Origin of the sequence: Methylobacterium sp. E-025 (assembly GCF_022829705.1) — a bacterium.
Taxonomy (GTDB): Bacteria; Pseudomonadota; Alphaproteobacteria; order Rhizobiales; family Beijerinckiaceae; genus Methylobacterium.
Map to the genome: position 1 here is coordinate 67,975 of NZ_JAKSYR010000135.1, position 24,202 is coordinate 92,176.

Genomic DNA, 24,202 nt, shown 5'->3' on the forward strand with positions numbered 1-24,202 from the left:
ATGTCCGTCACGAGGATAGATCGGGAGGCCGGAGCCGCAAAGTCGAGGCGGCCTACTCCGCCGCCACCGCCAGGTAGCGCGCCGGATCGTAATTGAGGATCGGCCCGAGCCAGCGCTCCACGGCGTGCAGGTCCATGCCCTTGCGCATCGCGTAGTCCTCAACCTGGTCGCGCTCCACCTTGGCGACGCCGAAGTAGTGCGCCTTCGGGTGGGCAATGTAGAGCCCTGAGACCGACGAGCCCGGCCACATCGCGTAGGATTCGGTGAGCTTCACGCCGATGCGGCGCTCGGCCTGGAGCAGGTCGAACAGCGTGACCTTCTCGGTGTGATCGGGCTGCGACGGGTAGCCCGGGGCCGGGCGGATGCCGTCGTATTCCTCGCGCACCAGCTCTTCCGGCGTGTAGGTCTCGTCCGCCGCGTAGCCCCAGAACTCGCGCCGCACGCGCTCGTGCATGCGCTCGGCAAACGCCTCGGCGATGCGGTCGGCGAGCGCCTTGACCAGGATCGAGCGGTAGTCGTCGTTGGCGCGCTCGAACTTCTCGGCGATCCGCACCTCTTCCAGGCCCGCCGTGACGACGAAGCCGCCGACGTAGTCGGCGATCCCGGTCTCGGCAGGCGCCACGAAGTCCGACAGGCACGTGTTCGGCCGCCCGTCGCGCTTCGACAGCTGCTGGCGCAGGCCGTGGAAGGTCGCCAGCGTCTCCGAGCGGCTCTCGCCGGTGTAGAGGCGGATGTCGTCGCCGACCGCGTTGGCCGGCCAGAAGCCGAGGATCGCCTTCGGGTTGAACCAGCGCTCGGCGACGATCTGCTTGAGCATCGCCTGCGCATCCTCGAACAGGGCCTTGGCCGCCGGGCCCTGGTTCGGGTCCTCGAAGATCGCGGGGTAGCGGCCCTTGAACTCGTAGGTCTGCAGGAACGGCGTCCAGTCGATGTAGGGCACGAGGTCGGCCACCTCGTACGAGCCGTAGACGCGCGTCCCGGTGAAGCTCGGCTTCTTCGGCGCGTAATCGGTCCAGTCGATCTTGAACGCGTTGGCGCGGGCCTTGGCCAGCGGCAGGCGCTGCTTGTCGAGCTCCGAGCGGGCGTGGGCGTCGGCGACCTTGGCGTATTCCGCCTGCACCTTCTCGATCACCCCGCCGCGGCTCTCCCTCGAGATCAGGCTCGAGACCACGCCGACCGCGCGGCTGGCATCGGTGACGTAGATCGCCTGCCCGCGCTGGTAGGACGGGTGGATCTTCACCGCGGTGTGGACGCGGCTGGTGGTCGCGCCGCCGATCAGCAGCGGCACGTCGAAGCCCTCGCGCTCCATCTCGGCGGCGACGTGCACCATCTCGTCCAGCGACGGCGTGATCAGCCCGGAGAGGCCGACGATGTCGACGTTCTCGCGCTTGGCGACCTCGAGGATCTTGGTCGCCGGCACCATCACGCCGAGGTCGATGATCTCATAGTTGTTGCAGGCCAGGACCACGCCGACGATGTTCTTGCCGATGTCGTGGACGTCGCCCTTCACGGTGGCCATCAGCACCTTGCCGGCGGCGCGGCGCTGCCCGTCGCCGCCGTTGGCGAGCTTTTCCGCCTCCATGTACGGCTCGAGGTAGGCCACCGCCTGCTTCATCACGCGAGCGGACTTCACCACCTGCGGCAGGAACATCTTGCCCGAGCCGAACAGGTCGCCGACCACGTTCATGCCGGCCATGAGCGGGCCCTCGATGACGTGGAGCGGCCGCGCCACGCCCTGGCGGGCCTCCTCGGTGTCAGCGAGGATGTACTCGGTGATGCCGTTGACCAGCGCGTGCTCGATGCGCTTCTCGACGGTGCCCTCGCGCCAGGTCAGGTCCGCGGTCTTGGCCTGGGCCGAGGCGCCGCTCTTGAAGCGCTCGGCCGCCTCCAGAAGGCGATCGGTGGCGTCGTCGCGCCGGTTCAGGACCACGTCCTCGCACAGCTCGCGCAGCTCCGCCGGCAGCTGGTCGTAGACCGCGAGCTGGCCCGCGTTGACGATGCCCATGTCCATGCCGACCTTGATCGCGTGGTACAGGAACACCGCGTGCATCGCCTCGCGCACCGGCTCGTTGCCGCGGAAGGCGAAGCTCAGGTTCGAGATGCCGCCCGAGATGTGGGCGTGGGGCAGCGTCTCGCGGATGATGCGGGTCGCCTCGATGAAGGCGACGCCGTAGCCGTTGTGCTCCTCGATGCCGGTCGCGACCGCGAACACGTTCGGATCGAAGATGATGTCCTCGGGCGGGAAGCCGACCTCCTCGGTCAGCACCTTGTAGGCCCGGGTGCAGATCTCGACTTTGCGCTCGAGCGTGTCGGCCTGGCCGTCCTCGTCGAAGGCCATCACCACCACGGCCGCGCCGTAGGAGCGGCACACCTTCGCGTCGTGAACGAACTTCTCGATGCCCTCCTTCATCGAGATCGAGTTCACGATCGCCTTGCCCTGGATGCACTTTAGGCCGGCTTCGATGACGTGGAACTTCGAGGAATCGACCATCACCGGCACGCGGGCGATGTCGGGCTCGGCGGCGACCAGGTTGAGGAACTCGACCATCGCCTTCTCGGAATCGAGCAGGCCCTCGTCCATGTTGACGTCGATGATGCTGGCCCCGGCCGCGACCTGGTCGCGGGCGACGTCGAGGGCGGCGGCGTAGTCGCCGGCGGTGACGAGCTTCCTGAACTTGGCCGAGCCGGTGACGTTGGTGCGCTCGCCGACGTTCACGAAGGGGATCTCCTTCGTCAGCGTGAACGGCTCCAGGCCGGACAGGCGCATCAGCGGCGCGATCTCAGGAATTACCCGCGGCGTCTTGCCGGCGACGGCCTCGGAGATGGCGCGGATGTGGTCCGGCGTGGTGCCGCAGCAGCCGCCGACCATATTGACGATGCCGCCCTCGGCGAACTCGGCGACGAGCTTGGCCATCGCCTCCGGGCTCTCGTCGTAGAGGCCGAACTCGTTGGGCAGGCCGGCATTCGGGTAGGCGCAGACCAACGTGTCGCAGACGCGGGACAGCTCTGAGATGTGGCCGCGCATCTCGCGGGCACCCAGCGCGCAGTTGAGGCCGAAGGTCAGCGGCCGGCAATGGCGCAGCGCGTTCCAGAACGCCTCGGGGGTCTGGCCCGACAGGGTGCGCCCGGACAGGTCGGTGATCGTGCCGGAGATCTGGATCGGCAGGGTGACGCCGCGCTCGTCGAACACCTGCCAGGTGGCGGCGATCGCCGCCTTGGCGTTCAGCGTGTCGAAGATCGTCTCGATCAGGATCAGCTCGGCGCCGCCGTCCATCAGGCCGCGGACCTGCTCGGCATAGGCCTGCTTGACCTGATCGAAGGTCACGGCGCGGTAGCCGGGGTTGTTCACGTCCGGCGAGATCGAGAGCGTGCGGTTGGTCGGGCCGACGGCGCCGGCGACGAACCGGCGGCGGCCGTCCTGCTCCTCGGCGAGCTTGGCGGCCTCGCGGGCGAGGCGCGCGCCCCGCGCGTTCAGCTCGTGGATCACCGATTCCATGCCGTAATCGGCTTGCGCGATCGTGGTGCCGGAGAAGGTGTTGGTCTCGCAGACGTCGGCGCCGGCGAGGAAGTAGTCGAGGTGGATCTGCCGGATCGCATCGGGCTGCGTCAGGATCAGCAGGTCGTTGTTGCCCTTCTGGTCGTAGGCGTGGTCCTTGAAGCGCTCGCCGCGGAAGTCGGCCTCGCCGTAGCCGAGGCGCTGGATCACGGTGCCCATCGCCCCGTCGAGGACGAGGATCTTCTCCCGCGCGCGCTGGCGCAGGGCGGCTTCGATCTCGGTGCCGTCGACGGGACGAAGGTCGGTCATGGATGTCTCACTCGTCATTCCGGGGCCGCGCAGCGGAGCCCGGGATCCAGAACCGCGACGGGTCCGGAAGGCCGGTTTCGGCTGCCGTCAAAGACTTGTCGGCAAGGTTCGCGCGTCTGGATCCCGGGCGCGCCCGCGGCGCCCCGGGATGACGGGAGGTCGATCGATCAGGCCGCCTTCGCCGTCGCCACCTTCGGTGCCTGGGCGCGCAGGCCGAGCAGGTGGCAGATCGCGTAGACGAGGTCGGAGCGGTTCATCGAGTAGAAGTGGAAGTCGTTGACGCCCTCGTCGACGAGGTCGAGCACCTGCTCGGCCGCCACCGCCGCCGCCACCAGCCGCCGGGTCTCGACGTCGCCCTCGAGCCCGTCGAAGCGCGCCGCCAGCCAATACGGCACCGAAGCGCCGGTGCGTCGGGCGAAGTTGGCGGCCTGCTTGAAGTTCTGCACCGGCAGGATGCCGGGGATGATCGGGATGTCGATGCCGGCGGCGCGCACCTTGTCGACGTAGCGCAGGTAGACGTCGTTCTCGAAGAAGAACTGCGTGATCGCCTGGTCGGCGCCGGCGTCGACCTTGGCCTTCAGCGCGTCGATGTCGGCGTCGAGCGAGGCGGCCTCGGGGTGCTTCTCGGGATAGGCCGAGACCGAGACCTTGAAGTCGCCGATGCGCTTGATGCCGGCGACGAGGTCCGAGGTCTGCGCGTAGCCGCCGGGATGCGGGCGATAGGCGTGGCCGACGCCCTCGGCGGGATCGCCGCGCAGCGCCACGATGTGGCGCACGCCGGCATCCCAGTAGGACTGCACCACCGCGTCGATCTCGTCGCGGGTCGCATCCACGCAAGTCAGGTGGGCGGCCGGCTTGAGGCCGGTCTCGGTCACCATGCGGGCCACGGTGTTGTGGGTGCGCTCGCGGGTCGAGCCGCCGGCCCCGTAGGTCACCGAGACGAATTTCGGCCCGAGCGGCGCCAGCCGCTCGATCGAGGACCACAGGATCTTCTCCATCTCCTCGGTCTTCGGCGGGAAGAACTCGATCGAGACGCGGATCGGGTGGTAGCCGTCGCGGCTGGCGCGGTGGCGGTTGGCGTTCGGCATGGGCTTCGTCCTCAATGTCGTTCGGTTCAGACGATCGTGGAAGGGCGTCGGCCGCCTCAGGCGACGGCGCGTTCGGGCTGGTTGGCTTCGGGGGCGACACGGCCGTCCGCCGCGAGCCAGAGGGTGACGGTGAGCTGGGCCTGCTCGGTCGGCGCGAGGTCGCGGGTCACCACGGTGTCGAGCCCGGCCTCGGACAGCCAGCCCGAGACCTGATCGGCGGCGAAGCCGAGACGGCGGTGGGCCTGCGACTCGCGCAGGAACTCGAGGTCGTGCGGGGCGAAGTCGACCACCAGCAGGCGGCCGCCCGGCGCCACGAGGCGGGCGGCCTCGCGCAGCGCCCGCGCCGGCTCGTCGAGGTAGTGCAGCACCTGATGCACCACCACGAGGTCGAAGCTGCCGCGGGCGAAGGGCGGGGCGTGGATGTCGCCCTGGCGCAGGTCGACCCGCGCCAACCCCATCCGTTCCAGGTTGGCGCGCGCGACCGAGAGCATGGCGTGGCTCGAATCGAGCCCGGTCGCCCGCCCGGCGAGCGGCGCCAGCAACCCGAGCATCCGCCCGGTGCCGGTCCCGAGATCGATCAGGCTGCGGACCGGACGATTGCCCAAAGCCGCCAGCACCGCCGCCTCGACGGTGGCCTCGGGCACGTGGAGCGAGCGTAGCTCGTCCCATTTCGGTGCCAGCCGCGCGAAGAAGCTCTTTGCGGTTTCCGCCCGCTGGCTGCGGACCGCGTCGAGGCGAGCGCGATCCTCGGACAACGGCGCGCCGTCGCGCGACAGGCCGGCGATCAGCGGGTCGACCAGGCCGGCGCGGGTCTCCGCGAGCCGGAAGAACGCCCATGCCCCCTCGCGGTGGCGCTCGATCAGCCCGGCTTCGACCAGGAGCTTGAGATGGCGCGAGATCCGCGGCTGGGACTGGCCGAGGATGTCGGTAAGGTCGGAGACCGAGAGCTCGCCCTCGGACAGCAGCGCCAGGATACGCAGGCGCGTCTCTTCCGCCGCCGCCCGCAACACGCCCAGCGCGTCGGGGAAGGAGACCGGTGCCGTCGGGCTGGCGCGATCGTTAGACATAAAGATATCTTTATGTCCGATCGCGGCCGGTGACAAGTGCCTTTTCGCGCGTCGCGGGCGAGCGCCGGGCTATCCGGCGTTCCACAGCCAGGCTGCACCGCGCACGCCCGAGGCGTCGCCATGCAGGCTCTCGCGGATCGGGGTGTCGAAGCGGTCCGAGAAGACGTGCGGTGCAGTCGCCGCCGGCAGGCCGGCGATCAGTTCCGGGACCCGCGAGAGCCCGCCGCCGATCACGACGACGTCGGGATCGAGGATGTTGACCACGTGCGCGACGCTGCGGCCGAGCCGGTCGAGATAGGCGGCGAAGGTCGCTGTCGCGACGACGTCGCCCTCGCGCATCGCCGCGACCACCGCCTCGCCCGAGACTGCGATCCCGGTGCGGCGGGCGTGGTCGGCCGCGAGGCCCGGCCCCGACACCCAGGTTTCGATGCAGCCGCGACGTCCGCAATAGCAGGCCGGCCCGGGCCGCTCGTCGTCGCCGGGCCGCGGCAGCGGGTTGTGGCCCCATTCCCCGGCGATGCGGCCGCGGCCGGCGAGCGGGCGCCGATCCCAGGCGATGCCCGATCCGACGCCGGTCCCGAGGATCACCGCCCAGACCAGGCTCGCCCCGGCGCCTGCGCCGTCGACCGCCTCGGACACGGCGAGGCAGTTCGCGTCGTTCTCGATGCGGACGGACCGCCCGAGCGCGGTCTCGAGGTCGGCACCGAACCGTTGCCCGTTGAGCCAGTGCGAGTTCGCGTTCTTCACGAGGCCGGTGGCCGGCGAGATCGCGCCCGGCATCCCGATGCCGACCGTGCATGTGCCGCCCGCCGCCGCCTCCAGCCGGGCGACGAGGTCAGCGATCGTCCGCACCGTGCCGGCGTAATCGTTCCGGGGTGTCGGAAGGCGGGCCTCGGCCAGAACGCGACCGCCGGCATCGAGGACGATGCCGGCGGTCTTGGTGCCTCCGAGATCGATGCCGAGGCGGTGGGCCGCCCCGGTATGCGATGCGCTCACTCCGCAGCGGCGACCTTCGGCGCGCGCGGACCGCTCTCGACCGTCATCGGCTCGGGCGTCTCGTCGGAGATGTGCGTGCCGATCGAGACGGGGTGCGCCATCACCTGGTTGAGCTTGGCCTTGTCAAGCTCGCCCTCCCAGCGGGAGACGACCACGGTCGCGACGCCGTTGCCGATCAGGTTGGTCAGCGCGCGGCACTCGGACATGAACTTGTCGACGCCGAGCACCAGCGTCATCGCCGCCACCGGGACCGGGGTGCCCGGGATCGCGGCCAGCGTCGCCGCCAGGGTGATGAAGCCCGCGCCGGTGACGCCCGAGGCGCCCTTCGAGGTCAGCATCGCGACGAGGAAGATCGTCGCGTACTGCCCGAAGGTCAGGTCCGCGCCCACCGCCTGCGCCAGGAACAGCGTCGTGAGCGTCATGTAGATGTTGGTGCCGTCGAGATTGAACGAGTAGCCCGTCGGGATAACGAGGCCGACGACCGAATCCGAGGCGCCGAGGCGCTTCATCTTGGTCATCATGTGCGGCAGCACCGTCTCCGACGAGGAGGTGCCGAGGACGATCAGGAGCTCGTCCTTGATGTAGGCGAGGAACTTGAAGATCGAGAAGCCGCAGAAGGCTGCGATCCCGCCGAGCACCACGAAGATGAACAGCAGCGAGGTGGTGTAGAAGGTGCCGACCAGCCAGGCGAGGTCGATGACCTTGCCGATGCCGTACTGGCCCACCGTGAAGGCCATCGCGCCGAACGCGCCGATGGGAGCGAGCTTCACGATCAGGCCGATGATGCGGAAGAACACCTGGCCGGCCGCGTCGATGCCGTGGGTGATCGCCTCGCCCTTGGCGCCCATCCCGGTCAGCACGCAGCCGGTGAGGATCGAGATCAGCAGCACCTGGAGCAGGTCGCCGCTCGCCATCGCGTCGAAGAAGCTCTTCGGGATCAGGCCGAGGATGTGCGCGACGGTGGAGTCGGCGGCCGCCTTGCTGGCGTAGCCCTCGACCGCCTTGGCATCGAGCTTGGACAGGTCGGCGCCGAAGCCTGCGCCCGGCCGGACCACCTCGCCGACGATGATGCCGATCAGCAGCGCGAAGCTCGAGACGACCTCGAAATAGATCAGCGCCTTGAGGCCGACACGGCCGACCTTCTTCAGGTCGCCGATCGAGGCGATGCCGTGCACGATGGTGCAGAAGATGATCGGCGCGATCATCATCTTGATCAGGGCGATGAAGCCGTCGCCGAGCCACTTCATCGACTTGCCCCAATCGGGGCTGAGGTAGCCGAGCAGGATGCCGAGCGCGATCGCGATCAGCACCTGGATGTAGAGCACCTTGTACCAGGGATCCGGGCGTATCGCCTTCTCGGTCACCGCTACGTTCGTCGAACCGTGCATCGCCTGCGCCATGATCTCGCCCGTGCACGCTTGCCGTGCACCCTCCCATTTGGCCGGAGGCTAGCGAAGTTGGCTTCGGGCCTCAACGGCGGCTGAGTATTTCGACACGCCGAAGGTGTGACAAAAACCTGTTCCTACAGGAAAAACGGTCTTTTCGCGGCAGAGTACAGTGGGCACTGAAGTCATCGCGGTCGCGTCGAAGTCGACGCCGGACGTCCGCGTCCGTCGGCCGATCTTTCCGAGCACCGGAGCTTCGTCGTGCCCCTCGTCCGTGCCGTCCTCACCGCCGCGAGCGGTCTCCTGAGCCTGGCCCTCGTCGTTCCCGCGAGCGCCGGCATCGTCGCCCAGATCGACCAGTCGCGCCAACGCATGCGCGTCTACGTCGACGGGGCGCTCTCGCACGATTGGCCGGTCTCGACCGCACGGAACGGCTACGTCACCCCGAACGGCAACTTCCGGGTCGGGCTGATGGCACCGATGTGGCGCTCGCACAAGTATCACGGCTCGCCGATGCCGCACGCGATGTTCTTCCGGGGCGGCTACGCGATCCACGGCACCTACGCGGTGGGCCATCTCGGACGGCGCGCCAGCCACGGCTGCATCCGCCTCGCGCCCGGCCATGCCAGCCGGCTGTTCGGCCTCGCCCGCAGCCACGGCGGCGCCAGCGTGATTATCCGCAACTGAGGTCGCCCGCCGAACGCGAAGGACCGCCGCTGCGGGGGCAACGGCGGTCCTCGAAGGTCGGTGACGTCGGGGTCCGAAGCGGCAGACGCTCAGGTCTGCTGCGTGCGCCGGGGGCGGACGGTCCACCGTTCGAAGGTCGAGGCCGGATCGTCGGAGGCGGGCTCCTGCGGCTGCTGGATCGCGGCGCCGAGGGCCTGGGACAGGCTCTCGATCACGTCGTCGATCCGCGCATCCTGAGGCGGCGTCTCGGCGGCGGCTTCCGGCTCCGGTGGGTGGACGGCTGCGGGCTCCGGCGCCGGCTCGGCTGCGGCCGGTTCCGGCGCGGGCGGCGGCGCCTCGACGACGGGAGCCGCGGCGACGGCGGCAGCCACCGGAGCGGCGGCCGGCGCACCGGTGCCCGCGATCCGGCGCAGCGCGTCGACGACGCCGTCCTTCTCGGCGGGCTTCTCGCCCGAGCGCGTGTTGGCGCCGTAGCGGCCGAAGCCGAAGCGCGGCTCGATCAGGTCGAGGACGGCATCGAGGGCGGCATTGCTCAGGCCGATCTCGCCGGTGGAGGGAATGCCCTGGAGCGCCAGCGCCTGGCGGTCGTAAGCGGCATCCTCGGTCACGTCGCGGCCGAACCAGGTCGGCGCGGTGAAGGCCGACGCCTCGCCGGCCTCGTCGAAGGTGACGCTGACGAGATCCAGGCTGCCCGGGCTGACGTAGCGGTCGATCACCGCCTCCTTCGTCCCGAGCGACACCGCCGTACGGTCGTAGGCGGCCTTGCCAGAGCAGACGTCGAGCAGCGCGTCGCCGTGCGCGCGGGGCACGTCCGTGCGCTCCTCGGCGGAGGCGCCCTCCGCATCCTTGGTGATCAGGACGAGATGGCATTGCTGCCCGTCGACCCGGACGAACGAGGTCCGCCCGCCCTGCGGCGCGAAGTAGCCTTCGGTGATACGGGCGCCGCCGCGCTCCTTGCGGATCAGACGCACCAGGGCCGGTGCCACGAGAAACCGCCGGACGACGCTCATACTCAACCTCCGCTCAAGGACGCTCCGGCGGTCGGTGACCGCCGGCCGTTCGGCCCGTTCTGCTCCGTGCGACGAAGACCGCTGGAAAGGCCGCGCCACACGCAGAGCGCGAGGCCGTCCCGCGGGTCGATCCTGGCGGCGCACGCGTCACGTCCGCTTCGGACAGGGCCTTCGCTGCCCATCGATCACTCAGGGACTAAGCAAAAAGCCGCCGAAATCAAGACCGCGGCGGCGCAGGACCTTGGATAGCGTTTACTATCCTGCCTCAAACCGAGTCCGGCCCGGGCTCCTTCGGCGTGAACGCCAGGGATGCTCCGTTCATGCAGTATCGAAGGCCGGTCGGCGCCGGGCCGTCGTCGAAGACGTGGCCGAGATGCCCCTTGCAGCGCGCGCAATGCGCCTCGGTGCGTACCATCCAGTGGCTGCGGTCGACCTGGGTCTCCACCGCGCCGGGCAGCGGCTCGAAGAAGCTCGGCCAGCCGGTGCCGGACTCGAACTTGGTCTCGTTGACGAAGAGCGGCGTGCCGCAGCCGGCGCAGGTGAAGGTGCCGGGACGCTTCTCGGCCAGCAGGCAGCTCGTTCCGGCGCGCTCGGTGCCGTGCTCGCGCAAGACCCGGTACTGCTCGGGCGAGAGCACCGCCCGCCACTCGGCCTCGGTCCGGGTCTCCGGCGCCGACATCGTGTCCGATCCGCTCATCGCGTCCTCCGCATGCATGATCCGCCCGATATGGGGCCGGAGGGCTGACGCTGCGAGCCCGTCACGCCGCCGCGCCGACGGTGTCCGCCATGCGCGCCTCGCGCTCGCCGAGCGGGAGCGCCGCGCCCGTCGTGGTGTCCTGCCCGGTCTGATGCTCGATCTCGGCGTTGATCTCGCCGCCGAGCAGCACGATCGTCGAGGAGATCCAGATCCAGGTCATGAAGCCGATCACCGCGCCGAGCGACCCGTAGGTCTCGTTGTAGTTGCCGAAGCTCGCCACGTACCAGGAGAACAGCAGCGAGGCGACGAGCCAGAGCAGGCCGGCGACCACGCTGCCGACGCCGACCCAGCGCCAGCGCGCGCGCTCGCGGCTCGGGCCGTAGCGGTAGAGCAGCGACAGGCCACCGAGCAGCACGAGGACCAGGGCCGGCCAGCGCAGGGCCGCAACGTACCAGGCGCCGGCGCTGATGCCGATGAAGTTGAACACCACCGGCAGCACCACGATCGAGGCGAGTGCGAAGATCGTGAACACCAGGGCGCCGACGGTGAAGGTGAGCGAGCGCAGGTTCAGCATGACGAAGCTGCGCTTCTCCTCCTCCTCGTAGACGACGTTGAGCGCGTCGAACATCGCCTTCATCGCGGCGTTGGCGCTCCACAGCGACAGCACCAGGCTGGTGAAGAACGTCAGCCCGAGGGTGCCGCCGCCCTTGGCGGCGATGCGCTTGACCTGATCGCCGATGATCTCGATTGCCCCGGACGGCAGCACGCCCTGGAGGCTGGCGAGGTGATCGTTGATCACGTTCACGTCGGCGAACAGGCCGTAGCAGGAGACGAGCGCCGCGACCGCCGGAAACAGAGAGAGCAGGGTGTAGAAGGTGACGCCCGCCGCCACCGACAGGACCCGGTCCTTGTTGAACTCGAGGAAGGTGCGCACCGCGACGTCCTTCCAGCCGGCGGCGGTGATCTCGGTCGGGTTGGTCGCGGCGCGGCCGCGCTCGGGCTGGGTCTCGGCGATGCGCTGGGCCGCCCGGCCGGAATGCGAGCGCGCTCCCGCCTGCCCGCTCGGCGCCACTCGCTGCGGCGGACGCCGCTCGACCACCCGCTCGGCCGCGGGCTGGACCGCCGGCGTGCCTTTCCGGGTCTGCGCCGCCACGAGGGCGATCAGCGCCGATCCCAGCATCAGGATCCAGACGACCGAGCCGTCCTCCGACGACGGGCTCCTCGGACCGGGGTTGGGCGTAGACATTCTGAGAGGACCCGGGCGCGAACAGCCGCGCTTCCCGGCTAGAACGTCGGCTGCTGCGGTGCGTTCCCCGGCGCCCACCACGCCGGCCGGTCTTCCGCGGGGCGGATCGGGCTTTCGCGATCGCGCGCGGGGTGTGGCGAAGGTTCGACCGTTCGTCGAGTCCGCACCGGCGGCGCGTCTCATCGCAGGCGGATGCCGGGGCTGGAGCCCGGCACCCGATTTAGGTCGGCCGCGACTCAGCGGGTCGGTGCGGCGGTGCCCTTCCCGGATGCGCCGGGCGTCGAGCCGGCCCCGGCATCGTTGGCGCCGGTGCTGTTGGACGTTCCGGAGCGGCTCTTGGCGCCCGTTGTCGGGCCGCTTCCGGCCGCGCCCGGGGACGACCCGGCACCGGCGTCGTTCGGGCCGGTGCTGTTCATGGTCCCGGACTTGGTGGTGCCCGAGCCACCCTCCGCCGCGATGGCGGCGGACCCGAGCATCAGCGTGCCGGCGAGAGCCAGCGTGAGGATTTTCATGGCGTTTCTCCCTGGTTTCGGCGTGAACCACGCGTTTGCTAACCCAGGGTTGGGGTGCGACGTTCCGGCACAGCGCGGGCGTTATTCGGGGATCGTCCCGGCAGCCCATGGCTTCGATCCTGCGCGACGCGTCGGGACGCCGATGCGGGGGGCCTGCTCAGGCGCTGAGTGCTGGCTCCAGGAGGGCGCCGCCTGCCACCGGGCGCATGCGCGCGAGGGCTGCCGTCGCCATGTCGGCGAGCGATTGCAGGCGCGAGACCGTGGCGTCGTCGGGCTCGACCCAGGCGCTCCAGTAGGCGCCGAGCGCCGCCACGGGCTCCGGCACGCCGATCGGGATCATCACCAGGCTGCACATCGCCGTCGCCAGATACGCTTCGACGGGCAGGCGACGATCGCCTTCGATGTAGGGAACGACGGCCGGGCGCTTGTTCAGCATGACCCAGCCGGAGATGCAGTCCTGCAGTCGGAAGCGGCGCCCCTTCCACAGCGGCCGGATCGCGTCCTCGGCGACGTAGTGGCAGAACTCGCCGTCCCGCAGCACCACCGAGATGCCGTCGGCGCCGGCGATCGTACGGGCGGTGTCCCGCAGGGCGGCCACCAGGTCGGGAAGCGACGAGACCGTGAGGAGCCGGGCGCGAGCCTCTTCGAGACGTGCATCATCCATGGCGCGCACCCTATCAGCCAAGCGGCTCCCGTGCACGCGATGCGAAGCATCCTGCGGAGGTTTCACCGCGGCCGACGACGCCACGGTCCGGGTGCGACCTGCGACCACGTATCCGTACCGGACGCCGCCCCCTGCGTAGTACGGAGCGGGCTTGCCGACGGCAGGTGCGCGCGATGCCGCTGTTCTACATCGACCTTCACGACGGAACGAACTTCGTCCGCGACACCCAGGGCTTCGACCTCCCCGACATCGCGGCCGCGCAGGCGCGGCTGGTTCAGGTGATGCGGCGGGTGGCCCAGCTGCTCGACGCCGTCTCGGACCGACAGGACTACCTCGCCATCGTCCGGGATCAGAACGGCAAGGTCGTCATGCGGGCCACCCTCACGCTCGATCTCGAGGAGGTGGACGCGGTGTGAAGGGCCGCTATCAGTTCCGCGCGCCGGGCGACCGGAACAGGTAGTAGCCGGCCGAAAGCATCGCCTCATGGGCCTCCAGCGACTGGAAGCCGGCCGGCGGCCGCTCGCCCACCACCGTGCCGCTGAACTCCCAGATCGCGCCGTCGATGAAGCGCGGGACCGGACGATCCTGCCGGACGGCGCAGCGCAGCTCGGGCCTCCGGCGGCGACGGAAGACGTTGAAGTCGGCGTAGGCGGCGGGCCAGTGCATCGGCATCCCTGCGGTGGCGGGCGGGTCTCTAAGCATCCGCCGGACGAGTTCGCCACCCGGTCGCCGCCCCGCCCTGCGGCTAAGCCCGGGACAGATCCCGGAGGCATGTCGGGATCGAGCTTGACCGAACCAATGGTGGCATGCCTCGTTCCTTGTTCGTTCTCACCGTGGGTTGAGCCAGGGAGTCGATGCGGTGCCACCGAGACGGCCAGAGGTCCCATGCCTCGCGGCCTACCCCTTCATCGTCGTCCGGGTGGCCTGCACCCTTTGCCCGCACCGGAGCGGGAGCTACCGCCTCGCGCGCCTTGCGGCGAAGTTCGGCCCGGAGACCCCGCTGGCGGACGTGCTGGAGCGCATCGCCCTCGATTGCCCCTGGCGGGAACGACCGGGCGCGCGAAGGGGCAACCAGTACGTGCCAAGGTGCCAGGCCCACTTTCCGGACCTCGACCGGGCGGGTCCGCCCGACCTGCCGCCGGGCATGGGCGGTCTCCGGCTGATCCGAGGGGGAAAGCGGTGAGGCGCGCGGAACGCGACGGACGTGAAGCCCGAGCGGCCTTCGGCACGTTGACGCGGATGGCGCGAAGGGGCGCCGTTCCCACAGGAGCGCTCGCCGATGCGAACCGTCCCCGCCCGTCTCGCCGCCGCCGCGGCGGTGCTCTGCGGCATCGCCGGGCCGGCCGGGGCGGAACCCGAAGCGCGAGCGCGAGCCAACAACTGGGCGGACATGCGGTCCGCCCTCGCGACGTGCTGGACGGTGCCGGCGGGCACGGACGGCTCGCTCCTCGCCTACCGCTTCGGCCTCGACAAGACGGGGGCGATCCGCGGCACGCCGCGCATCATCGCGCGCCAGCTCAAGGGCGATGCCGAGGCGCAGCGGCACTATCAGGAGGCGGCCGACGCGGCCCTCGCCAAGTGCTTTCCGATGCCGGTCACGCCGTCCTTCGGCGCGATCCTCGGCGAGAGCCCGATCTACCTGCGCTTCGTGAACACGCCGCCGACCGGAACGTATCAGCTCAACAGCAACATCACCGTGTTCGCCCCGCGATGAGCCCGCCATCCGGCTCACCGGGCACTCACGGCGCTTCGGGCCGCGAACGCTCTTGGCTGGCATAGAGCGCATCCTCGGGCGTCAGCAAGCCATCGATGGTGAAGGACGAGACTTCGCGGACCTCGCCGTGAGCGAGGCGCAGCTGTTCGACCTCGGCCCGAGACAGAAGACCGGCAATGCGATCCACCCGCCACCCGTCCGGCATCGCGCCGGACACGGTCCGCAAGGCCTCGCCATCGGTGTCGGCATAGGTGCCGAACACCATCACCTTATGGCTTCGGTCGTCGTCGGCGTTGGGTGCCAGCACGCTCACGCGATAAGGGATCATTGGTGCCTCCAAGTCGGAACTGAGTTGACGAGACCCAAGTAACGCAATCGCGGCGGACTTGTCTTAATTTTTGATGATTGTCGATTCTGCGATTGGGCGCGAAGTCCCGCGGGCTTTCCTCACGCGGAACCCTTCCAACGGTCCCGATCGTCCGAAGGAGGTATCGGAGATGCCCTGGTCGACGATGCGGTGCGGGGCAGAGGCGGCAGGCGACGCGATGCCGAATCGAAGAACCGGACGATGATCGGGTGCCGATGCCGACAGCGTCTCGCGCCGTCTGCGGCCGCACGGAGCGGTGGCGACCCCGGTTGGGCTCGAACCAACGACCTGCCGCTTAGAAGGCGGCTGCTCTATCCAGCTGAGCTACGGAGTCAGGGGTGCCGACGACGGTATGAGCCATGGGTCCATCCTGCGGTCAACCCTGGGCGTCACCGGTTCCCAGGTCGCGCCGGGGCGAACGCGCCGTGCTGCGCCGCGGTCGGGTCGCATCGCGCGTTCGACGGCAGCCCCGATGATTTGCGTCAGACGCCGCGCGCGGCTTCGACCTTGGCCAGTTCGACGGCGGCGCGCAGCTCGATGTCGGCGATCAGGCCGTCGAGGCGGGGATCGCCGCAGGTCTCGGCGCGCTCAGAGAGGCGCCCGGCGATGACCAACAGCTCGTGGGTGGCGACGCGGCCGGACAGGAGGGAGGCCTTCAGCCGGTCGAGCCCGTCGAGCAGGTCGTGACCGCGCCGCGCCGAGCGGCGGCGGCGCTCGTGCGGGGTGTCCGGCTCGCCCTGCAGCATCAGCATCGCATCAAGGCCGGCGAGCGTGGTTGTCGCGCCCGTGCCGGCGGTGCGCTGGGCACCCGGCCCGGAGCCGACCTGGAAGCTCGGGCCGGACTCGGCCCTGCGCGTGCCTCCGACGGAGGTCGTCCCGAGAGGTCCCGGACGATTCTCGACACGCATCGCTTCGATCGCTCCCGACGGGCCGGAGGGGCCTGTGCCGAGTGTCGGTTCGACACGGTTAACGAGCGGTAAAAGCCCCGGCAGAAGCTGCCGGGTCGGCAGGGAACGCGCGGCTCACGATCGGTCCCGAAGGCGCCGCGTCCGAAGAGAGGTCTGCGTTTTCAGCGGGTTGCGCTTTTCGGCCGCCTGGCACGGCGCTGGCAGGAGAGTGCGGGTCCGCAACCCCGAAAAGCCCGGCATGCCCCAGCGCCACGCCCAGATCCGCGATCTCCTGCGCCTCGTCCTGGCGGCCGCCCTGCTCGTGCTCGGCGGCACGGCGGCGATGGCGCTGTCGCGGGTGAAGGACCTCGCGCAGATCGAGGGGGTCCGCGCCAACCAGCTCGTCGGCTACGGCATCGTCGTCGGCCTCAACGGCACCGGCGACACCCTGAACAACATCCCCTTCACCAAGCAGTCGCTGCAGGCGATGCTGGAGCGCCTCGGCGTCAACACCCGCGGCGCGACGATGCGCACGCAGAACCTCGCCGCGGTGATGGTGACGGCGAGCCTGCCGCCCTTCGCGGCGCAGGGCACCCGCATCGACGTCACCGTCTCGTCGCTCGGCGACGCGAAGTCGCTCCAGGGCGGCACCCTGCTGGTGACGCCGCTGCTCGGCGCCGACGGCGAGGTCTACGCGCTGGCGCAGGGCTCCGTCGCCATCGCCGGCTTCTCGGCGGAGGGCGATGCCGCCAAGATCACCCGCGGCGTGCCCACCAACGGGCGCATCGCCAACGGCGCCAACATCGAGCGCGAGATCGCGTTCAAGCTCACCGACGCCCGCTCGCTGCGGCTGTCGCTGCGCAACCCCGACTTCACCACCTCGAAGCGGATCGCCGCCGCGATCAACGACTTCATGGGCTCCGACACCGCCGAGCCGACCGACCCGGCCACGGTCACGATCCAGATCCCGGCCAAGTACAACGGCAACATGATCCGCCTGATCACCGAGATCGAGCAGCTCAAGGTCGAGCCGGACCAGACCGCCCGGGTGGTGGTCGACGAGCGCTCGGGGATCATCGTGATGGGCCGCGACGTGCGCGTCTCTACGGTGGCGATCGCCCAGGGCAACCTCACCGTCACGATCACCGAGCAGCCGCAGGTCAGCCAGCCGGCCCCGCTCTCGAACGGGCGCACCACGGTGGTGCCGCGCACCGGCGTGAAGGTCGACACCGGCGACGGCAACAAGCTCGCCCTGGTCAAGGAGGGCGTGACCCTGCGCGACCTCGTCGACGGCCTCAACGCCCTCGGCGTCGGCCCGCGCGACCTGATCTCGATCCTGCAGGCGATCAAGGCCGCGGGCGCGCTGCAGGCCGACATCGAGCTGATGTGATGCCCCCCTCCCCCAAGCTCCGGAGACACTAGACGATGCTACCGCTCGCAACCTTCGCGGTCTCCGCCGCCATCGGCGTCGGCAAGGCCATCACCGGCGCCGTGGCCGACACGACCTCGAAGACCGCCCAGGCCTCGACGGAGGCCGCCACGAAGAAGGCGCGCAAGACCGCGAACGACTTCGAGTCGATGTTCTTGGAATCGTCCCTCGACCGGCTGACCCAGTCGGAGGGGACCGACGGGCCCCTCGGCGAGAACGGCACCGGCGGCGGCGTCTACCGCTCGATGCTGACCAAGGAATATGCCGGCCAGATCATGAAGAGCGGCGGCGTCGGCATCGCCAACCAGGTGTTTTCCGAGATGATGAAGATGCAGGGCGGCGCCGGTGCCGGCGCGGGGGCGGCCCATGCCACTTAATCCCGCCTTCCGCGTCTCCGACCGTGCCGGCGCCGACGCCCTCGTCGCCGAGGTGATGTCCACCATGCAGGCGCTGGAATCCGTGCTCGCCGCCGAGACCGGCCATGTCCGCGTCGGCCGCCTGCGCGAGGGTCTGGCCGAGGCGGAGGCCAAGGCGGCCCTGGCCGGCGCCTACCTTCAGGGGCTCGAGGTGGCTAAGGCCAACGCGGTCGCGCTGGCGCGCTTCGCGCCGGCGGGCGTCGAATTGCTGAAGGGCGCCCATCGTCGCTTCGCGCAGGCCGTCGAGGCCAACCAGGCGGTGCTCGGCACGGCGCGGACGGTCTCCGAGGGGCTGATCAAGTCGCTCGCCGCCGACCTCGGCCGCGCCAACACCCCGAGCGTCTACGGCCAGCCGTCGCGGGCGCCCTCCCCCTACGGCCGCGGCAACGCCAGCGGGCCGCTCTCGTTCTCACGCACCCTGTAGATCTCTCACGGCCGTCCGTTGCCGATCCGGACGAAGGTGCGGACCGGCCCGAGATCGGATTCGGTGCGGGTGTCGATCGCGAAGCGCCCCGCCGCCATCGGGGCGACGGCGACCTCGCGGCCGGCGCTCAGGTCGGCGCCGGCGCGGACGCGGCCCGACAGGCGCATGCAGGTCGCGCTGCCCGGTGCGCGCACGAAACCGGTGCCGTATCCCGGGCACGGCTGAGACGTCGCCTTGGGCGGCGCCTTCTCCCATTCGCGGGCCTCGCACGGCGACAGCCCGATCGCAGCGATCAGGATGACGCCGGCGATGCGATGCGATTGCCCGACGACGCCTTGCCCCGCCGCCGGCCTTCCCTGTTCACGCATCGCGGCCCCCGGCGGTTCGATCGGCCCACACGTCCCCTGCCCAGCGCGTCGGGCCATGCGGGGGCGTGCGCGATCCGATGGCGAGCGGGCGGGTGCCCGCGCCATGCCGAAGCAGGATAGCCCGCCGGATCAAGGACGATCAATCCGTCCCGCTGCGCCGGCGTCAGCTCATGTAGTTCACCAGCGATAGCTTCGAGAGCGACGAGGTGATCTGGTAGCTCGCCTGGAGCCGGTTCTGCATCTCCAGCAGCTTGGAAGCGACCTCCTCGATCGGCGCGCTCTCGACGCCGTCGACGGTGTTCTGCAGCGTCAGCCGCGTCGCCGCGTTCTGGGATTTCGCCGAGGTCAGGGTGCTGGCGGCCAGGCCGAAATCGACGGCGATCGATTCGAGACTCGGATCGTCCGAGGCCTTGCCCAGGAGGGTGGAGGTCCGGCTCGTCAGGGCCGCGTACCGGCCTGTGACGGTGCTGCCGCTCGGATCGGCCATGCCGTCGACGGCGAGCGCGGCGAAGCCCGCGAGCGCCTTCTGGATCGGCACCTCGTTGGCGCGCGCGCCGACCGGGACGTCGAGATTGGCGCCGGCACGGACCGAGGCGGTGGCGCGCGGATCGGTGCTCGCGGCGTCGCCCTGGTACCAGATCACGGTGTCGGTCGAGGCGGCGTCCTTGTAGGTCGGCGTCGCGCCGGACGTATCGATGCGCTTGGGCGTCTGGCCGGAGGCGGTCGAGGCCGAGAAGAAGTCCTCCGCGGCGCGGGTGGTCGAGCTGGCCGAGAGCGGGCCGGCGGCGGCCGCCCCCAGCGCGGTGGTCAGCGCCGCCTTCATGTTGGCCGCGGTGGTTGCCGCGTCCGCGCCGATGGCGAAGGTGCCGGTCGTGGCCGTTGTGCCGCTCGCCGCCGCGGTGAGCGTCACGCTGGTCTTGGTGCCGTCGTGCAGCGCCAGCTCGATCGTGATGCTGTCGCCGACCTTGGGCTGGCCCGACAGGCCGATGTCGTAGGCCGCATAGGCGCCGCCGCCGAAGGTCGCGTTCAGGACCGGCGTGTTGCCGCTCTGGACGCTGGCGACGGTGCCGCCCTGCGTTGCGGCGAAAGCGTTCAGCCCGGCGGCGGCGGCCGCAGGCGATCCGAACAGGCCGAACGCGGTGGTCGAACCCGCCGGGACGGATGCGGACGCCGTGAGGTCGAAGGATTTCTGGCTGCCGTCGGCGAGATTGACCGTCACGCGGAAGCTCTCTCCGGCGACCGGCGCATGATCGAGCCCGGTCACCGTCGCGGGCGTGGCGGTGTTCGTCGCGGCGGCCGTGATCGCGCCGGTGGCGGTCGCCGAAACGAGGCGGAACCCGAAATTCGCGCGCGTCTCGCCGGTGGTGTCGGCTTGGTCCTCCGACAGCTGGAACGTGTTGCCGGCGCTGGTCGCGCCGAGCTGGAGCCGGCCGAGGCCGTCGGCTCCCAGGTCGGCGGCCTTCTGTTGCGCGACCAGGGTCGCGAGGCCGTCCTGCTTCGGCGTCGTCGTGCTGTCGCCGTTGAGGATGATGTCGGTCGACTTCACCGGCGCGGTGTCGGTGGTCCGGCCGCCGAACAGGTACTGCCCGGCCGAGCTCTGGCTCAAGGCGTCGATGGCGCCGTCGAGGTCGGCCCGACCGAGCTGGGCGGTGACGGTGGTGCCGACGCCTTGCGGATTCGTGGCGATGCCGCGGCGCAGGTCGCTCGTCAGCGTCGTGATCTGCTGCAGGCTGGTGGAGGCCAGCTGGACCCGCGTCTGCGCGGCGTCGATCCCGGCATCGTAGCCGTCGAGCGCGCTCAGCGTGGCGCGCGCCGTGAGGCTGCTGCTCCGCCCCGCGCCGAGGCTGCCATAGGTCTCCGCCGTGCGCCCGGTGGAGAGCTGCGTCGTCAGGGCGTCGAGCTGGCTCTTCATCGCGAGGAGCTGCGAGGTCGACCGCGTCGTCAGGTAGCTGCCGGCGGCGAAGGGGCTGATCGTCGTCATGGGCTGTCCCTCAGATCCGCAGGAGGGTGTCGAGCATGTCGCGGGCGGCGGTGAGCACCCGGGCGTTCGCGGAATAGGCGGTCTGCAGGGCGATGAGGTTCGACATCTCCTCGTCCACGCTGACGCCGGCCGACTTCGCGAACCGGCCCTGAGCGGTCGAGAGCGCGACGCTCTGGCCCGAATCGAGGCTGGACGCGTTGGCGGCCGCCGCTCCCTGCGCGGCGATGATGTCCTGCGCGAAGCTGGTCACGCTGGTCGCGTAGGGCGCGGCGACCCCGCCGATCCCGCTAGACGACGAGAAGGTCTGCTGCGCGGTGGTCAGCGCGTCGTAGGCGAATTGCGCCCGCGTGGCGCTCGACCCGGTGTTCGCCGGTCCCGGCGCCGTCAGCGCCGCGGTGTTGGCGCCGAGGGCCGGGTTGACGGTGATGCGCTGCGCGAAGCCGGTGAGCTGCGAGCCGGCATCGAACGACCCGGTGAACAGGCCCTTGCCCGATCCGTCGACGAACAGCGCGATCTGCGGGTAGGCGGTGGAGAAGTCGGTCGCGCTCGTCGGCGCGGTCTTCGTCGCCGTGGCGGCCACCACGCTGAGGCCGCCGCTGCCCGACACCGTGACGGTCGAGCCGCTGGCGGTCGCGGACAGCGCCGAGCCATAGCCGCCGCCGAGCTTCCCCAGCGCAAGCTGGACGCCGGCGAGGCCCTTGGTGACGTCGAAGGTCTGCGCCAGCGCGGTGCCGTCGTCGGTCAGGCTCGGGTCGACCGACGTCGAGTCGTCCTTCGACGCGATCAGGATGACGTTGCGCATCGACCCGTTCGCGGCCTTCACCGTGAGGGTCAGCGTGTTGCCGGGCTGCATCCCGGTGAGGTCGATCGCCGTGCCCGCCCCGCTGGCGGTGCCGGTCGTGCTGGTGTCGGTGAGCGCGCTCGCCATCCCGGCGGCGAGGTCGTCGAGCTGGCGCTGCACCTGCGGCAGCGTCGTGTCGCGAAGCTCGAGGTTGGCGGCGATCGATCCGGAGCGCAGCACGCCCGGCTCGCCGAGGTCGATCTTGCCGCCGCCGGGCGTCGTTGCCGTGATGGTGCCGACGCTGCGCTTCGATGGATCGTTCGAATAGGCCGAGTTGGGCCCGAGGGTGGTGCGGCCGTCGAAGCTGAGCGTCGCCGCCGTGCCGCCGGCAACGAGGTTCACGCCGGAGCTGGTCGAGATCGAGACGGTGCCGTCGCGCTGGTCGGCGGTCTGGATGTCGAGGTAGCCGGACAGCTCGGTGATCTTCTGGTCGCGCTGGTCCTGCAGGTCGGCCAGGGTGGAATCGTCCGTGGTCGATTGGATCTTCACGTTGAGCGCGGCGATGCCGCTCAGCAGCGTGCTGGCGCTGGCGGTCTGGGTGCCGAGGCTCGCCTCGATGCCGCTGCGCAGGGCCTGGACGCTCGTCGCGATGCCGTTGATGCTGCCGGCGAGGCCCGAGGCGGCGTTGAGCACCGTCGTGCGGGCGGCGGCCGAGGTCGGGTTCGCGGCCAAGGTCTGAAGCGAGCCGGTGAAGGTGTTGACCAGGCCGTCGAGCGCGGTCGCGCTGCCCGGCGTGCCGAACAGCGTGTCGACCTGCCCCGCGATGTCGGCCCTGGTGCTGGTATAGGCGGAGCCGGCGGTCTCGAGGCGGAGCTGCTTCAGGGCGGCGGCGTCGAAGCTGCGCGTGATCGTCCCGGTCGACACGCCGGAATTGCCGACGCCGGACGAGATTGTGGTGATCGTCCGCTTGACGTAGCCGGCGGTGCTCGCGTTGGCGACGTTCTGCGAGACCAGACCGATGGCGGTCTGCGTCGCCTTGAGGCCGGCGGTGGCCGTCTGGAGGGCGTTCAGAGCCATGGCGCCGGAGGTCCTCTCTCACTGCCGCGTGCGGATGACATGACCTCAGCGGATGATGTTGAGCAGGTCCGACATCATCGTCTGCGCGGTCGACATCACCTTCGTGTTGGCCGAGTACGCCTGTTGGGTAACGATCATCTTTGAAAATTCGCTTGCAATGTCTGTGTTCGACGATTCGACGCTGGCGCCCACGATCGTGGACCCGTCGAGGCCGGCCAGCGGCACGCCCGAATCGAGCGTCTGCGCGTAGGTCCCGTTCGACAGCGGCTTGAGCCCGTCCGGATTGATGAAGCGCGCGATGCCGACCGAGGCGAGCTTCACCGAGGAGCCGTTCGAGAAGGCGCCCATGATGCTGCCGTCGGTCCCGACCGAGACGGAGTTTAGGGTTCCGGCTGCGTAGCCGTCCTGCGTCAGGGCGTTCGTGGTCACCGCGCCGGACGCGGCGGCGTACTGGGTCAGCGTGGTCTTGTCGAAGGCGATGTTGATGCTGCCGAGATTGGTCCCGTTCACCGTCATGTCGGTGATCGTCGCGTCGCCGCCGGAGGGCTGGATCAGCTGTCCGCTGTTGTCGAAGGTGAAGCCGCTGCCCGCGTTGGTCCAGGCGCTCTTGGTTTGGTCGGCCGAGCTGTCGGCGGCGTAGAACAGGTTCCAGATCGCCGGCTGGGCCGCGGTCGCCGGCGTCGTGGTCGCATCCGCGAGTTTGGCGTCCTGGATCTTCGCCCAGCGGGTGGTGACCTGAACCGGTGCGCCGGTCGTGGTGTAGGCGGTCAGCGACGGGCCGGCGATGCTGCTGTTGACGAACGCGGGAGCGTTTCCGGCGCTGACCTGCTTGTTCGCCGTGGCGGTGCCGTCGGTCGCGGTGACGAGCGCGCTGGTGTCCGGGAGCCCGTTGGCGTCCTCCGGCGTGTAGAGCGCGGATCCACCGGCCTTGGACGCGTTGGTCGTGGCCGGCGTCGCCGGCAGGTTCGCGCCGTAGGTGATCGTGGTGGTCGGCTTCGCCGCCAGCGTCTGGTTGGCGATCTTGATCGGGCCGGAGCTCGAGACCTGGCCCGTCACCGCATCGTAGTTCTGGCCCTGCAGGTAGCTCCCGGCGCCGTTGACGAGGAAGCCGTCCTTGTCCGGGGCGAAGTCGCCGCGCCGGGTATAGACCGGCGTGCCGGAGAAGGCGGCCTGCCCGTTGGCGTCCCCGGTCTTGGCCTGGACGGTGAAGAACCCGTCGCCGTTGACCGCCATGTTGGTCGCGACGGTCGACGAGGCGATGTTGCCCTGGAGGCTGTTGGTCAGCTGCGACTGGGCCAGCACCGTGCCGGCGACCTCATGCTTCGGCGTCTGCTCGGCGAGCAGGTCGACGAAGCTCGTGTCGATGCGCTTGTAACCGGTGGTCTGCGAGTTCGCGATGTTCCCGGAGATGTTGTCGATGGCGTAGGACTGGGCCTTCAGGCCCGAGACCGCCGTCTGCAACGCGGTGAAGATGTCCATGGCGCGCCGTCTTTCCCGGGTCGGCGACGCACATGTGGCGGTCGCCTGATCGGGGATCGGCGCGCAACCGCCGTGCCAGGGCTAAGCCCTTGATATCGTTGAGCTGCCGTCGCCGAACCCGG

At 70.2% G+C, this 24,202-nt stretch carries 24 protein-coding genes and 1 tRNA gene; 7 read left to right on the forward strand and 18 right to left on the reverse strand.

Going from position 1 to position 24,202, the window contains the following annotated elements; all coding sequences use genetic code 11:
- Positions 1-52: 52 nt before the first annotated feature.
- From metH to MKK64_RS19725, 5 genes are all read right to left on the reverse strand, one after another.
- Positions 53-3,805, reverse strand: a complete 3,753-nt coding sequence (gene metH, locus MKK64_RS19705; protein ID WP_243936598.1) for a methionine synthase — start codon at positions 3,803-3,805, stop codon at positions 53-55.
- A gap of 167 nt (positions 3,806-3,972) precedes the next feature.
- Positions 3,973-4,893 (reverse strand): methylenetetrahydrofolate reductase [NAD(P)H], encoded by a 921-nt coding sequence (metF, locus tag MKK64_RS19710; protein ID WP_147840880.1) that lies wholly within the window; start codon positions 4,891-4,893, stop codon positions 3,973-3,975.
- A 56-nt stretch (positions 4,894-4,949) separates the two neighbouring features.
- On the reverse strand, positions 4,950-5,960 hold the full coding sequence (locus MKK64_RS19715; RefSeq protein WP_243936599.1) for an ArsR/SmtB family transcription factor: 1,011 nt from the start codon (positions 5,958-5,960) through the stop codon (positions 4,950-4,952).
- A 69-nt stretch (positions 5,961-6,029) separates the two neighbouring features.
- On the reverse strand, positions 6,030-6,956 hold the full coding sequence (locus tag MKK64_RS19720; RefSeq protein WP_243936602.1) for an ROK family protein: 927 nt from the start codon (positions 6,954-6,956) through the stop codon (positions 6,030-6,032).
- On the reverse strand, positions 6,953-8,344 hold the full coding sequence (locus MKK64_RS19725; protein WP_243936603.1) for a dicarboxylate/amino acid:cation symporter: 1,392 nt from the start codon (positions 8,342-8,344) through the stop codon (positions 6,953-6,955). The genes MKK64_RS19720 and MKK64_RS19725 overlap by 4 nt, the downstream gene beginning before the upstream one ends.
- A 258-nt stretch (positions 8,345-8,602) precedes the next feature.
- Between MKK64_RS19725 and MKK64_RS19730 the strand changes: the two genes are divergently transcribed.
- The gene (locus tag MKK64_RS19730; protein WP_243934567.1) at positions 8,603-9,028 is read left to right on the forward strand and encodes a L,D-transpeptidase; all 426 of its coding nucleotides are present in this window, start codon (positions 8,603-8,605) and stop codon (positions 9,026-9,028) included.
- Between the two features lie 89 nt (positions 9,029-9,117).
- Here the strand turns inward: MKK64_RS19730 and MKK64_RS19735 are convergent, their stop codons facing one another.
- From MKK64_RS19735 to MKK64_RS19755, 5 genes are all read right to left on the reverse strand, one after another.
- The gene (locus MKK64_RS19735; protein WP_243936606.1) at positions 9,118-10,038 is read right to left on the reverse strand and encodes a hypothetical protein; all 921 of its coding nucleotides are present in this window, start codon (positions 10,036-10,038) and stop codon (positions 9,118-9,120) included.
- 265 nt (positions 10,039-10,303) lie between these two features.
- The gene (gene msrB / locus MKK64_RS19740; RefSeq protein ID WP_147729550.1) at positions 10,304-10,735 is read right to left on the reverse strand and encodes a peptide-methionine (R)-S-oxide reductase MsrB; all 432 of its coding nucleotides are present in this window, start codon (positions 10,733-10,735) and stop codon (positions 10,304-10,306) included.
- Positions 10,736-10,796: 61 nt separating this feature from the next.
- Positions 10,797-11,981, reverse strand: coding sequence for a YihY/virulence factor BrkB family protein (locus MKK64_RS19745; RefSeq protein WP_243936608.1), 1,185 nt, complete (start codon positions 11,979-11,981; stop codon positions 10,797-10,799).
- A 236-nt stretch (positions 11,982-12,217) separates the two neighbouring features.
- A complete protein-coding gene (locus tag MKK64_RS19750; protein ID WP_243936610.1) occupies positions 12,218-12,493 on the reverse strand; it encodes a hypothetical protein in 276 nt (91 codons plus the stop codon).
- Between the two features lie 157 nt (positions 12,494-12,650).
- Entirely contained in the window at positions 12,651-13,157 is a 507-nt protein-coding gene (locus MKK64_RS19755) for a GAF domain-containing protein (protein ID WP_243936612.1), read from the reverse strand.
- A gap of 173 nt (positions 13,158-13,330) precedes the next feature.
- On the opposite strand from MKK64_RS19755, the gene MKK64_RS19760 reads away from it, so the two are divergent.
- Positions 13,331-13,573 carry a DUF6894 family protein gene (locus MKK64_RS19760; RefSeq protein ID WP_147724688.1) on the forward strand — a complete coding sequence of 81 codons (243 nt, stop codon included), beginning with the start codon at positions 13,331-13,333 and terminating at the stop codon, positions 13,571-13,573.
- A gap of 10 nt (positions 13,574-13,583) precedes the next feature.
- Here MKK64_RS19760 and MKK64_RS19765 read toward each other — a convergent pair whose 3' ends face one another.
- Positions 13,584-13,823, reverse strand: coding sequence for a hypothetical protein (locus MKK64_RS19765; RefSeq protein ID WP_147724686.1), 240 nt, complete (start codon positions 13,821-13,823; stop codon positions 13,584-13,586).
- Between the two features lie 193 nt (positions 13,824-14,016).
- Here MKK64_RS19765 and MKK64_RS19770 point away from each other — a divergent pair, with 193 nt between their 5' ends.
- Entirely contained in the window at positions 14,017-14,340 is a 324-nt protein-coding gene (locus MKK64_RS19770; RefSeq protein ID WP_147859570.1) for a hypothetical protein, read from the forward strand.
- A gap of 96 nt (positions 14,341-14,436) precedes the next feature.
- Positions 14,437-14,871 carry a hypothetical protein gene (locus tag MKK64_RS19775; RefSeq protein ID WP_147859571.1) on the forward strand — a complete coding sequence of 145 codons (435 nt, stop codon included), beginning with the start codon at positions 14,437-14,439 and terminating at the stop codon, positions 14,869-14,871.
- A 25-nt stretch (positions 14,872-14,896) separates the two neighbouring features.
- On the opposite strand, the gene MKK64_RS19780 is transcribed toward MKK64_RS19775, so the two are convergent.
- From MKK64_RS19780 to MKK64_RS19790, 3 genes are all read right to left on the reverse strand, one after another.
- Positions 14,897-15,199: a hypothetical protein gene (locus MKK64_RS19780; RefSeq protein WP_147859572.1), complete on the reverse strand. Its 303-nt coding sequence runs from the start codon at positions 15,197-15,199 to the stop codon at positions 14,897-14,899.
- A 296-nt stretch (positions 15,200-15,495) separates the two neighbouring features.
- Positions 15,496-15,572: transfer RNA gene (locus tag MKK64_RS19785), tRNA-Arg, on the reverse strand.
- 148 nt (positions 15,573-15,720) lie between these two features.
- A complete protein-coding gene (locus MKK64_RS19790; protein ID WP_147725076.1) occupies positions 15,721-16,146 on the reverse strand; it encodes a flagellar assembly protein FliX in 426 nt (141 codons plus the stop codon).
- 238 nt (positions 16,147-16,384) lie between these two features.
- On the opposite strand from MKK64_RS19790, the gene MKK64_RS19795 reads away from it, so the two are divergent.
- Genes MKK64_RS19795 through MKK64_RS19805 form a run of 3 tightly spaced genes read left to right on the forward strand, consistent with a single transcriptional unit; the run spans position 16,385 to position 18,394 of the window.
- On the forward strand, positions 16,385-17,515 hold the full coding sequence (locus tag MKK64_RS19795; RefSeq protein ID WP_147725074.1) for a flagellar basal body P-ring protein FlgI: 1,131 nt from the start codon (positions 16,385-16,387) through the stop codon (positions 17,513-17,515).
- A gap of 35 nt (positions 17,516-17,550) precedes the next feature.
- On the forward strand, positions 17,551-17,931 hold the full coding sequence (locus tag MKK64_RS19800; RefSeq protein WP_243936614.1) for a rod-binding protein: 381 nt from the start codon (positions 17,551-17,553) through the stop codon (positions 17,929-17,931).
- The gene (locus MKK64_RS19805) at positions 17,921-18,394 is read left to right on the forward strand and encodes a hypothetical protein (protein WP_147725071.1); all 474 of its coding nucleotides are present in this window, start codon (positions 17,921-17,923) and stop codon (positions 18,392-18,394) included. The genes MKK64_RS19800 and MKK64_RS19805 overlap by 11 nt, the downstream gene beginning before the upstream one ends.
- 5 nt (positions 18,395-18,399) lie before the next feature.
- On the opposite strand, the gene MKK64_RS19810 is transcribed toward MKK64_RS19805, so the two are convergent.
- The 4 genes from MKK64_RS19810 to MKK64_RS19825 all read right to left on the reverse strand — a co-directional run bounded on the left by MKK64_RS19810 (position 18,400) and on the right by MKK64_RS19825 (position 24,080).
- Positions 18,400-18,762: a porin gene (locus MKK64_RS19810; protein WP_243936616.1), complete on the reverse strand. Its 363-nt coding sequence runs from the start codon at positions 18,760-18,762 to the stop codon at positions 18,400-18,402.
- Positions 18,763-18,925: 163 nt separating this feature from the next.
- Positions 18,926-20,743 carry a hypothetical protein gene (locus MKK64_RS19815; protein ID WP_243936617.1) on the reverse strand — a complete coding sequence of 606 codons (1,818 nt, stop codon included), beginning with the start codon at positions 20,741-20,743 and terminating at the stop codon, positions 18,926-18,928.
- A gap of 10 nt (positions 20,744-20,753) precedes the next feature.
- Entirely contained in the window at positions 20,754-22,601 is a 1,848-nt protein-coding gene (gene flgK, locus MKK64_RS19820) for a flagellar hook-associated protein FlgK (protein ID WP_243936618.1), read from the reverse strand.
- 45 nt (positions 22,602-22,646) lie between these two features.
- Positions 22,647-24,080, reverse strand: coding sequence for a flagellar hook protein FlgE (locus tag MKK64_RS19825; RefSeq protein ID WP_243936619.1), 1,434 nt, complete (start codon positions 24,078-24,080; stop codon positions 22,647-22,649).
- Between the last annotated feature and the right edge of the window lie 122 nt (positions 24,081-24,202).

Coding starts and splice junctions, on each gene's coding strand:
- flgK (WP_243936618.1), bottom strand. CDS start 22,601: ATGGCTCTGAACGCCCTCCAGACGGCCACCGCCGGCCTCAAGGCGACG.
- MKK64_RS19800 (WP_243936614.1), top strand. CDS start 17,551: ATGCTACCGCTCGCAACCTTCGCGGTCTCCGCCGCCATCGGCGTCGGC.
- MKK64_RS19750 (WP_243936610.1), bottom strand. CDS start 12,493: ATGAAAATCCTCACGCTGGCTCTCGCCGGCACGCTGATGCTCGGGTCC.
- MKK64_RS19790 (WP_147725076.1), bottom strand. CDS start 16,146: ATGCGTGTCGAGAATCGTCCGGGACCTCTCGGGACGACCTCCGTCGGA.
- MKK64_RS19780 (WP_147859572.1), bottom strand. CDS start 15,199: ATGATCCCTTATCGCGTGAGCGTGCTGGCACCCAACGCCGACGACGAC.
- MKK64_RS19805 (WP_147725071.1), top strand. CDS start 17,921: ATGCCACTTAATCCCGCCTTCCGCGTCTCCGACCGTGCCGGCGCCGAC.
- metF (WP_147840880.1), bottom strand. CDS start 4,893: ATGCCGAACGCCAACCGCCACCGCGCCAGCCGCGACGGCTACCACCCG.
- MKK64_RS19755 (WP_243936612.1), bottom strand. CDS start 13,157: ATGGATGATGCACGTCTCGAAGAGGCTCGCGCCCGGCTCCTCACGGTC.
- MKK64_RS19810 (WP_243936616.1), bottom strand. CDS start 18,762: ATGCGTGAACAGGGAAGGCCGGCGGCGGGGCAAGGCGTCGTCGGGCAA.
- MKK64_RS19735 (WP_243936606.1), bottom strand. CDS start 10,038: ATGAGCGTCGTCCGGCGGTTTCTCGTGGCACCGGCCCTGGTGCGTCTG.
- MKK64_RS19775 (WP_147859571.1), top strand. CDS start 14,437: ATGCGAACCGTCCCCGCCCGTCTCGCCGCCGCCGCGGCGGTGCTCTGC.
- MKK64_RS19745 (WP_243936608.1), bottom strand. CDS start 11,981: ATGTCTACGCCCAACCCCGGTCCGAGGAGCCCGTCGTCGGAGGACGGC.
- MKK64_RS19715 (WP_243936599.1), bottom strand. CDS start 5,960: ATGTCTAACGATCGCGCCAGCCCGACGGCACCGGTCTCCTTCCCCGAC.
- MKK64_RS19815 (WP_243936617.1), bottom strand. CDS start 20,743: ATGACGACGATCAGCCCCTTCGCCGCCGGCAGCTACCTGACGACGCGG.
- MKK64_RS19765 (WP_147724686.1), bottom strand. CDS start 13,823: ATGCACTGGCCCGCCGCCTACGCCGACTTCAACGTCTTCCGTCGCCGC.
- metH (WP_243936598.1), bottom strand. CDS start 3,805: ATGACCGACCTTCGTCCCGTCGACGGCACCGAGATCGAAGCCGCCCTG.
- MKK64_RS19760 (WP_147724688.1), top strand. CDS start 13,331: ATGCCGCTGTTCTACATCGACCTTCACGACGGAACGAACTTCGTCCGC.
- MKK64_RS19825 (WP_243936619.1), bottom strand. CDS start 24,080: ATGGACATCTTCACCGCGTTGCAGACGGCGGTCTCGGGCCTGAAGGCC.
- msrB (WP_147729550.1), bottom strand. CDS start 10,735: ATGAGCGGATCGGACACGATGTCGGCGCCGGAGACCCGGACCGAGGCC.
- MKK64_RS19725 (WP_243936603.1), bottom strand. CDS start 8,344: ATGCACGGTTCGACGAACGTAGCGGTGACCGAGAAGGCGATACGCCCG.
- MKK64_RS19795 (WP_147725074.1), top strand. CDS start 16,385: ATGCCCCAGCGCCACGCCCAGATCCGCGATCTCCTGCGCCTCGTCCTG.